2 protein-coding genes are annotated in these 759 nt (G+C 66.3%); both read left to right on the top strand.

What is annotated here, in order from left to right:
* Positions 1–315, top strand: a 315-nt coding sequence (locus tag MOV74_RS39495; protein ID WP_246933036.1) for a PRC-barrel domain-containing protein, incomplete at its 5' end; no start/stop codon positions are given.
* Positions 316–338: 23 nt separating this feature from the next.
* Positions 339–759 (top strand): MFS transporter (locus tag MOV74_RS39490; protein WP_404979242.1); only part of this gene is annotated, 421 nt, incomplete at its 3' end.

Genomic DNA, 759 nt, shown 5'->3' with positions numbered 1-759 from the left:
CACGGCGTGCACGGCCGCGACGTGCGCAGTGCGGCCGGTGAGGATATGGGCCGCATCGTCGATGTCATCGTCGATCGCGGCGGCCATGTCCGCGCCGCGGCCATCGATTTCGGCGGATTTCTCGGCGTCGGCAGTCGCAAGATCGTGGTGGACTGGAACGCACTGCGCTTCGGCAAGATCGCCAACAAGAAGGACAGCATCACGCTGGAATTGACCAAGGCGCAGGTCGCGGCCGCGCCGGAATACAAGGAAGACACGCCGATCGTGGTGCTTGGCGCGTCCGGCAGCCTTCAACCGCTGCAAGCGATCCAGTGAGGTGCGGGGAGGGCTGACCGGCTGTGCTGTTGTCGAGGAAGCCGAACCAAGCAGATCGCGATGTCCGCGTTGAACAGGACGACGTCGCGGTGCCATCGGCTGTTGGCATTCCGGCGCCGTCGCGCCAGAGCCTGCGCGGCCTCGACTGGTTCATCTTCTTCCTCGCCGACGTCCAGACCGGATTCGGTCCCTTCATCGCGGTCTATCTGACCACCCAGAAATGGACCCAGGTCGAGATCGGCCTCGTGCTGTCGATCGGCGGGATCGTCGCGTTGATCGGGCAGATGCCGGGCGGGGCGATCATCGATGCCGCGAAATCGGAGCGGCTGGTCGCTGGCCTGGCGATTGCGACGATCGGCGCCTGCGCACTGGCCTATGCGGCAATGCCGATCTTCCCCGTCGTGGTGGCCGCGGCCACCTTGCACGCGGCGGCGAGCTGCGTGC

Origin of the sequence: Bradyrhizobium sp. SHOUNA76, from assembly GCF_023006445.1 — a bacterium.
Taxonomy (GTDB): domain Bacteria; phylum Pseudomonadota; class Alphaproteobacteria; order Rhizobiales; family Xanthobacteraceae; genus Bradyrhizobium.
The sequence above is the reverse complement of the archived record's forward strand: the minus strand, read 5'-3'. Positions and strand labels throughout refer to the sequence as shown.